8 protein-coding genes and 1 pseudogene are annotated in these 8,337 nt (G+C 70.1%); 2 read left to right on the top strand and 7 right to left on the bottom strand.

Going from position 1 to position 8,337, the window contains the following annotated elements; genetic code table 11:
- From KPL57_RS59765 to KPL57_RS59735, 7 genes and pseudogenes are all read right to left on the bottom strand, one after another.
- Positions 1–505: PhoD-like phosphatase N-terminal domain-containing protein (locus KPL57_RS59765; RefSeq protein WP_226358841.1), on the bottom strand; the 505-nt coding region annotated here is incomplete at its 3' end.
- A gap of 228 nt (positions 506–733) precedes the next feature.
- Positions 734–2,089, bottom strand: a pseudogene (locus KPL57_RS59760) (OFA family MFS transporter); the annotation flags it as partial.
- 135 nt (positions 2,090–2,224) lie between these two features.
- Positions 2,225–3,514, bottom strand: a complete 1,290-nt coding sequence (gene clpX, locus KPL57_RS59755; RefSeq protein ID WP_226355872.1) for an ATP-dependent Clp protease ATP-binding subunit ClpX — start codon at positions 3,512–3,514, stop codon at positions 2,225–2,227.
- A gap of 170 nt (positions 3,515–3,684) precedes the next feature.
- On the bottom strand, positions 3,685–4,347 hold the full coding sequence (locus KPL57_RS59750; protein WP_226356687.1) for an ATP-dependent Clp protease proteolytic subunit: 663 nt from the start codon (positions 4,345–4,347) through the stop codon (positions 3,685–3,687).
- Positions 4,348–4,376: 29 nt separating this feature from the next.
- On the bottom strand, positions 4,377–4,973 hold the full coding sequence (locus KPL57_RS59745) for an ATP-dependent Clp protease proteolytic subunit (RefSeq protein ID WP_062404398.1): 597 nt from the start codon (positions 4,971–4,973) through the stop codon (positions 4,377–4,379).
- Between the two features lie 295 nt (positions 4,974–5,268).
- Complete coding sequence (gene tig, locus KPL57_RS59740) at positions 5,269–6,714, bottom strand: trigger factor (protein ID WP_226355871.1); 1,446 nt, start codon at positions 6,712–6,714, stop codon at positions 5,269–5,271.
- A 211-nt stretch (positions 6,715–6,925) separates the two neighbouring features.
- Positions 6,926–7,090, bottom strand: a complete 165-nt coding sequence (locus KPL57_RS59735) for a hypothetical protein (RefSeq protein WP_226358840.1) — start codon at positions 7,088–7,090, stop codon at positions 6,926–6,928.
- A 315-nt stretch (positions 7,091–7,405) separates the two neighbouring features.
- Here KPL57_RS59735 and KPL57_RS59730 point away from each other — a divergent pair, with 315 nt between their 5' ends.
- The gene (locus KPL57_RS59730; RefSeq protein WP_226358842.1) at positions 7,406–7,747 is read left to right on the top strand and encodes a transposase; all 342 of its coding nucleotides are present in this window, start codon (positions 7,406–7,408) and stop codon (positions 7,745–7,747) included.
- Positions 7,748–7,859: 112 nt separating this feature from the next.
- A complete protein-coding gene (locus KPL57_RS73315) occupies positions 7,860–8,138 on the top strand; it encodes a hypothetical protein (RefSeq protein WP_374203955.1) in 279 nt (92 codons plus the stop codon).
- Positions 8,139–8,337: the final 199 nt, after the last annotated feature.

The following is an 8,337-nucleotide window of genomic DNA, read 5'->3' as shown; positions in this document are numbered from 1 at the left end:
TGGCGGAGAAGATCCGCATGCCGCCGGGGCGCGTGTCGATGCCCCAGCCCTGCCCGACGACGTCGCCGGACCACTGGATGCGCACCGGCTCGCCGCGGCCGGGGACCGCCCGGAAGGAGCCGGTCAGCGGGGCGCTCGCGGGGCCGCCGTCGAGCGGCTCGGCGACGACGCGGTAGTGCACCCGCCCCCGCGTCGCCGGGACACGCAGCTTTCCGGTGAGGTCGGTGGCCGGGGTCAGCACCGGGCCGGGGATCCGCAGTGCCCGCCGGAAGTCCGGCGAGCCCGCGACCTCGACGACCATCCGCGACGGCCGGTCGGCCCGCGTCCAGACGAGCCCGGAGCCTGGCCGGACGTCACCGGCCGCGACACCGTGGGTCAGCAGCGGCCGGCCGGAGCGGACCAGCGCGGGGGCGGCGGCACCCGTGCCCGGCAGGGCGAGGGCAGCGGCGCCGGCGAGACCACCGGCGGCCGCGGTGCGGAACAGGGAGCGTCGGGAAAGAGCCACGCCCGCCGTTCTAACCCGGACGGGTGAGGACGATCCGGACCGTCCGGGTGAACGGCGGGCGAAGACTCAGCCGAACAGGGCGGGGATCTTCAGGACGAGCTCGTACAGCCGTAGGCGAACGGACGCCGACCCACACCAGGCCAGGACGGCCCCGATCCACTGCACCGGCCCCCAGGTCGACGACCCGCCGGTCTCGCAACGCTGCTCACGCGGTCTCCTTCTGGGTCGGGTCCGGGCCGCCTCTGCGGACGGCTCGTGGTGCTTCGCGTCGACCGGCTTGATCAGCTCGTTGCAGACGAACGCGATGACCAGCAGCACGATCATGATGATGAACGCGGTCGTGTAGCGGGCCGGCCCTCGACGCCGGCCTCGATCCGCGCGTCGGCGATCGCGTTGACGATCAGCGGGCCGAGGACGCCCGCGGGACCACGCCGTCAGCAGCCGGCCGTGGATCGCGCCGACCTGGTAGGTGCCGAACAGGTCCCGCAGGTACGCCGGGACGGTGGCGAACCCGGCGCCGTAGAACGACAGGATCAGCACCGCGGCGACGATGAACAGCGCCCGCGACTGGTTCGGGATCAGCGTGATCAGCAGGTACAGCAGCGCACCGACGCCCAGGTAGATGCGGTACATGTTCTTCCGACCCAGCACGTCCGACAGCGACGACCACGCGATGCGCCCGGCCGAGTTCGCCAGCGACAGGATCGCGACGAACCCGCCCGCCGCCGCGGCGAGGGTGGCCGTGGCCCCGTTCTCCGCGAAGAAGTCCTGGAAGATCGGCGAGGCCCGTTCCAGGATGCCGATGCCCGCGGTGACGTTGAAGCACAGCACGACCCACAGCAGCCAGAACTGCGGCGTGCGGATCGCGTTGTTCGCCGAGACGTTCCCGGTCGAGATCATCCCGCTCTTCTTCGCCGTCGACGGGTCCCAGCCCGGCGGCGTCCAGCCCTCGGCGGGCACCCGGATGAGGATCCAGCCGACCGACATGAAGACCAGGTAGATCAGGCCCATCGTGAGGAACGTGGACCCGATGCCGGCCGAGGTGGCGCCGTCACCGGAGCCGCCGAACGCCGACAGCAGCGAGTTCGTGAGCGGGGTCGCGATGAGCGCGCCGCCGCCGAAGCCCATGATCGCCAGGCCGGTGGACAGGCCCGGGCGGTCCGGGAACCACTTGATCAGCGTGGAGACCGGCGAGATGTAGCCGATGCCCAGGCCGATGCCGCCGACGAAGCCGTAGCCCAGCACGACCAGCCAGTACTGCTCGGCGTAGAGGCCGAGACCCGAGATCAGGAACCCGGCGACGAAACAGCTCGACGCGACGACCATCGCCCAGCGCGGGCCGTTGCTGTCGACCTTCGTGCCGAACAGCGCCGAGGACAGGCCCAGCATGATGATGCCGAGCGTGAAGGGCAGCGCCGTGGCGACGCCCGACAGGTCGAGTGCGTTCGCCAGCGGCGTCTTGAAGACGCTCCAGGCGTAGACCTGGCCGATCGCCAGGTGGATGGACAGCGCTGCCGGTGGGACGAGCCAACGGCTCCATCCGGGTGGAGCAACGATGCGCTCCCGCGTGAGAAATCCGGACATGTCGCCCCTCCGTCGTATGTTGACGGAGCAACGCTAAGTAGTGCGGAAGGGTGCAGCAACCCGAGCGGGTCTCGAAACGACAACGCCGGTCCCACCTGCTGGTGGGACCGGCGTCGGGTCGGTTCTCGCGGCGGCTCAGGCCGAGCGGTCGCGGCGCTCGCGGCGCTGCGGCTGGCGCGGGACGATCGTCGGGTTGACGTTGTCCTTCACCGTCTGCGCGGTCACGACGACCTTCGCCACGTCGTCGCGGCTGGGGATGTCGTACATGACCGGGAGGAGCACCTCCTCCATGATCGCCCGCAGGCCACGGGCGCCGGTGCCGCGCAGGATCGCCTGGTCGGCGACGGCGTCGAGGGCGTCCTCGGCGAACTCCAGCTCCACGCCGTCCATCTCGAACAGCTTGCGGTACTGCTTCACCAGGGCGTTCCGCGGCTCGGTCAGGATCTTGACCAGGGCGTCCTTGTCGAGCGAGGTCACCGAGGCGACGATCGGCAGCCGGCCGATGAACTCGGGGATCAGACCGAACTTGATCAGGTCCTCGGGGAGGGTCTCGGCGAAGCGCTCCGCGGAGTCCAGGTCCTTCTTCGAGCGAATGTCGGCGCCGAAGCCGATGCCGGACTGGCCGACCCGCTCGCCGATGATCCGCTCCAGCCCGGCGAAGGCGCCGGCCACGATGAACAGGACGTTCGTCGTGTCGATCTGGATGAACTCCTGGTGCGGGTGCTTGCGGCCGCCCTGCGGCGGGACGCTCGCGGTGGTGCCCTCGAGGATCTTCAGCAGCGCCTGCTGCACGCCCTCGCCGGACACGTCGCGGGTGATCGACGGGTTCTCCGACTTCCGCGCGATCTTGTCGACCTCGTCGATGTAGATGATGCCGGTCTCGGCGCGCTTCACGTCGTAGTCGGCGGCCTGGATGAGCTTGAGCAGGATGTTCTCGACGTCCTCGCCCACGTAGCCGGCCTCGGTGAGGGCGGTCGCGTCGGCGATGGCGAACGGGACGTTGAGCATCTTGGCCAGCGTCTGCGCCATGTAGGTCTTGCCGCACCCGGTGGGGCCGAGCATCAGGATGTTCGACTTGGCGATCTCGATGCCGTCGGAGGCGTCGCCGCCCGCGGCACGGCTGCGCTCGCCGGCCTGGATGCGCTTGTAGTGGTTGTAGACCGCCACCGACAGCGTGCGCTTGGTGGTGGCCTGACCGACGACGTACTGGTCGAGGAACTCGTGGATCTCGGTGGGCTTGGGCAGCTCGTCGAGCTTGACCTCACCGGCCTCGGCCAGCTCCTCCTCGATGATCTCGTTGCAGAGATCGATGCACTCGTCGCAGATGTAGACGCCGGGGCCGGCGATGAGCTTCTTGACCTGCTTCTGGCTCTTCCCGCAGAACGAGCACTTGAGCAGGTCCCCGCCGTCGCCGATGCGTGCCATAGGTGTCGATCCCCAGTCCTGGTCCGGCGTTCTCGCGTCGCGCCCGTCGCCCCGTGCGGGTTGACGGTACCTGCCCGCGGCCCGCACGGGGACCGGAAGCGGTGTCCGGTTCCCCGGCGGGTCGCCGGGCGGTCACCGGCGGCCGGAACCGGCCGCCGGTGACCCGGGTGTCACTTGCCGCCGGCGGTACCGGACAGCTTGCGGCTCTGCACGATCTCGTCGACCAGGCCGTACTCCTTGGCCTCCTCGGCCGTCAGGATCTTGTCCCGGTCGATGTCCTCGCGCACCTGCTCCGCGGAGCGGTTCGAGTGCCGCGCGATGACCTCCTCCATCCGCTTGCGGATGCGGGAGATCTCCGCCGCTTGGATCTCCAGGTCCGACACCTGGCCGTACACGCCTTGGGTGGCCGGCTGGTGGATCAGGATGCGGGCGTTCTCGACCGCCATACGACGGCCGGGGGTGCCCGCGCACAGCAGCACGGCCGCGGCCGACGCCGCCTGCCCGAGGCAGACGGTCTGGATGTCGGGGCGGATGAACTGCATCGTGTCGTAGATCGCCATCAGCGACGTGAACGACCCGCCCGGCGAGTTGATGTACAGCGAGATCTCGCGGTCCGGGTCGAGCGACTCGAGCACCAGGAGCTGCGCCATGGTGTCGTTCGCCGAGGTGTCGTTGATCTGCTCACCGAGGAAGATGATGCGCTCCTCGAAGAGCTTGTTGTACGGGTTCGACTCCTTGACCCCGTAGCTGGTGCGCTCCACGTACGACGGGAGCACGTACCGGGAGCGGGCCGGGTCCGGCGCCCAGCCGCCGGGGCCGCGCAGGTCGGTCATCGACTCCGGGTGGCGCGGGTCGAAGGTGCTCACTTGTCGCTCCCGTTCTGCTCGCCGATCCGCCCGGCGTGCGTCACGACGTGGTCGACGAAGCCGTAGTCCTTGGCCTCCGGCGCGGAGAACCAGCGGTCCCGGTCGGAGTCGCGCTCGATGGTCTCGACCGACTGACCGGTGTGCTGGGCGATCAGCTCCGCCATCTCCCGCTTGGTGCGGCGGAACTGCTCGGCCTGGATGGTGATGTCGGCTTCGGTGCCGCCGACGCCCGCGGACGGCTGGTGCATCATGATCCGCGCGTGCGGCAGCGCCGAGCGCTTGCCCGGGGTGCCCGCCGACAGCAGGAACTGCCCCATCGACGCGGCCATGCCCATCGCCGTGGTCGCCACGTCGCACGGGATCAGGTTCATCGTGTCGAAGATGGCCATGCCGTCGGTGACCGAGCCACCGGGCGAGTTGATGTAGAGCTCGATGTCCTTGTCCGGGTCCTCGGCCGCGAGCAGCAGCATCTGCGCCGCGATGCGGTTCGAGATCTCCGCGTCCACCTGCTGACCGAGCACGATGATGCGCTGCTGGAGCAGGCGGTCGTACACGGAGTCGGACAGCGACATCGCGCTGATGCCGGACCGCATCTGCGGCCCGGTGCCGCGGCCCGCGGACGGGCCGGTGTCCTGCTGGCTCACTTCACCCTGCTTTCCGAAGTCGGGCCCACTCCCGCGGCGCGGACGCCGCGGGAGGGGGTCCCGGAGTCTTCCTCTGGATCGCTCTCGGTTCTCCGGTGTCGGGTCTTGCGAACCCGTTCACGGTCCGGTGGGGGACCGGTTCGGGGCCGACCCTACGCGGAGCGGATGCCCCGCGTAGGGAACGACGCCCGATGTTCGCCGACAGCGCACGACGTGTCGTGCGAGGCCGGGTGACGGCCGCCGATCAGGCCTTCGCGTCGGCCTTATCGGAGGCCTCGTCGGTGGTGGTGTCCGTGGCGTCGTCGGCGGTGTCGTCGGCACCGTCCACGTCGGTCGCGGGGATCTCCTCGACGGTGGTCTCGTCCTCGTCCGGCCCGAGCAGGTCGGACAGGTCGACGGCCTCGCCGCCCGGCAGGGTGACGGTCGCCGCACGCACCGCGGTGATGAGCGCCTTGGAGCGGCGGACGTCCTGGTAGATCACGCCGAGCTGGCCGGCCTGCTGGATCTGCTGGACGAACTGCTCCGGGGCCATGCCGTACTGCTGGGCCTGGTAGACGATCCGCTCGGTGAGCTCCTGGTCCCCGACCGAGATCTCCTCGCGGTCGGCCAGGGTGTCGAGCACGAGGCGGTAGCGGACGGCCTTCTCGGCCTCCTCGCGCGTCTCGGTGTCGAACTGCTCGCGGGTCTTGTCCTGCGAGGAGAGGAACTCGCCGAACTTGTCCTCGTCGTGGTCGAAGGCGTGCACCGCGTCGTGGGTGCGGGTCTCGACCTCGGCGGCGACGACCGACTCCGGCAGCGGCACCTCGGTGTCCTCGACGAGCTTGTCCAGGAGACGGTCGCGGGCCTGCGCGGCCTGCTCCATCCGCTTGGACCGGCCCAGGCGCTCGCGCAGGTTCTCGGTCAGCTCGTCGAGCGTGTCGAACTCCGAGGCCAGCTGGGCGAACTCGTCGTCGGCGTCGGGGAGGTGACGCTCCTTCACGGTGGTCACCTTGACGGTGATCTCCGCGTCCTTGTCGGCGTGCTCGCCGGCGACCAGCTTCGAGGTGAAGGTCTTCTCCTCGTCGGCCGACATGCCCTCGAGGGCCTCGTCGATGCCGTCGATGAGACCACCCTGGCCGACCTCGTAGGAGAAGCCGGTGGTGGTGGCCTCCTCGATCTCCTTGCCGTCGACGGCGGCGGAGAGGTCGATCTGGACGTAGTCGCCGGACTGCGCGGGACGCTCGACACCGGCCAGGGTGCCGAACCGGGCGCGCAGCTGGTCGAGCTGCTCGGTGACCTCGTCCTCGGTCACCTCGGTCTCGTCGACCTCGACGGTCAGGCCGTCCAGGTCGGGGAGGGTGATCTCGGGGCGGATGTCGACCTCGGCGGTGAACGCGATGCGCTCGCCGTCGGCGATCTCGGTGACCTCGATGTCGGGCCGGCCGATCGGCTTGACGTCCTCGGACGTCACCACGGCCTCCTGGTACTTGACCGGGATCGCGGCGTTCACGACCTCGTCCAGGACGGGGCCACGGCCGATCCGGGCCTCCAGGATGCGGGCCGGCGCCTTGCCCGGGCGGAAGCCGGGGATGCGGACCTGCTGGGCGATCTTCTTGTACGCGCGGTCGAAGTCGGGCTTGAGCTCGTCGAACGGCACCTCGACGTTGATCCGGACGCGCGTCGGGCTGAGGTGCTCGACGGTGCTCTTCACGGTGGAACTCCTTGGGCGGTACGAGTGCTGCAACGGGCCGCGGCACGCGCGGCCCCCGGTCGGTGGCCCCGCCCGCCGGCGCCGGACGATCCCGGCTCTGCGCCGGGCGTCCCGTGCCACCGGCCGCCGGGTACGTGGGACGCGCCCGGTGACGGCGGGGCTCGCGCGAGTCTAGGCGAGCCCGGTCACCGTGCGACGGCCCGGGCGCGGGTCACGGCGCGGCGGGGCCCTCGACGCCGCCGGCCGCACCGACGTCGGCGACGGTCACGTCGACGGCCAGGGTGTCGTCGCCGAGGACGGCACGGACCCGGTCGGCGACCTCGTCGGCGACCGCGGCGAAGGGCCTGCCCAGCCGCAGGACGACGGCGATCTCCACGGGTCGGCCAGCCGCACGCCCTGGACCCGGTCCCGGGCAGGTACGACGCGATCGCGCCGAATCGGGCCGCCGTCGAGGCGCAGCACCGAGGGGTGGGCCAGCACGGCGTCCGCGACGGCCTGCGGGCCGGGTCCTGCGGCGGGGTCGGTCACGGGGCCGGACCTTGAGAGAGTGTTTTGGAAATGGTGGGTGTGTCGGGATGGTCGACACGGCTGGGGTGCTCCATCGTGGTCGGCATGCAGGAACGACCGCGCCGGTACCCCTCGGACACCAGTGATGCCCAGTGGGTGGTGATCGAGCCGTGTTTACCGCCGCATCGCGCGGCGGGGGCGGCCTGTTGCTCATGCTCGTCGGGACGTGCTGGACGCGATCTTGTATGTCGTGCGGACCGGGTGTGCCTGGCGGGCGTTGCCGGTGGACTTCCCGCCCTGGCAGACCGTCTACTGGTACTTCAACCAGTGGGAACAGCAGAAGGTCACCGAGAAGATCCTCCCGGTCGTGCGGGGGCAGTTACGTATCGCCGAGGGCCGTGATCCGGAGCCGAGTGCGGGGATCATCGATTCCCAGTCGGTCAAGGGCGCCGACACCGTCGGCCAGGACTCCCGCGGCTACGACGCCGGGGAAGAAGACAGGCGGAACGGAAACGGTTCATCGTGACCGACACCCCTCGGTCTGCTGCTGACCCACGATGGTGTGCTCGGCCTCGGTACAAGGACCCGCGACGGCGCCAAGCCGATTCTCTGCCTCAACCTCTACCTGCGCTACCAGGGTGCGGTTCGTCTACGCCGACGCCGGCTTCGCCGGGCGACTGCTCGACTGGGCCGCCACGATCCTGCAGACAACGATCGAGATTCATCCGCAAGCCACCCGAGCAGCGCGGATTCACCGTCCTCCCACGAAGGTGGGGGTGGTCGAACGGACCCTGGCCTGGCTCACCGCACACCGACGCCTGGCCCGAGACTACGAAAACGCCACCCCCACCACATCCGAAGCCATGATCCGCTGGGCCGCGATCAACACCATCACCCGCCGCATCGCCCGTGGATAACCCGCCACCCGCCAGCAGAAACACACGACACCCTCAACCCACTAGAATTTCCAAACACGCTCTTAGCGACAGACGACGGCGGCGGCAACCCGCTGTGGGGTGCCGCCGCCGTCGTGGTGCGCGGGTCAGCTCTTGAAGGTGTCCTTGAGCTTCTCGCCGGCCTGCCTTCAGGTTGCCGGTGGCCTGGTCGGCCTTGCCC

This window comes from Pseudonocardia sp. ICBG601 (assembly GCF_020496245.1).
The sequence above is the reverse complement of the archived record's forward strand: the minus strand, read 5'-3'. Positions and strand labels throughout refer to the sequence as shown.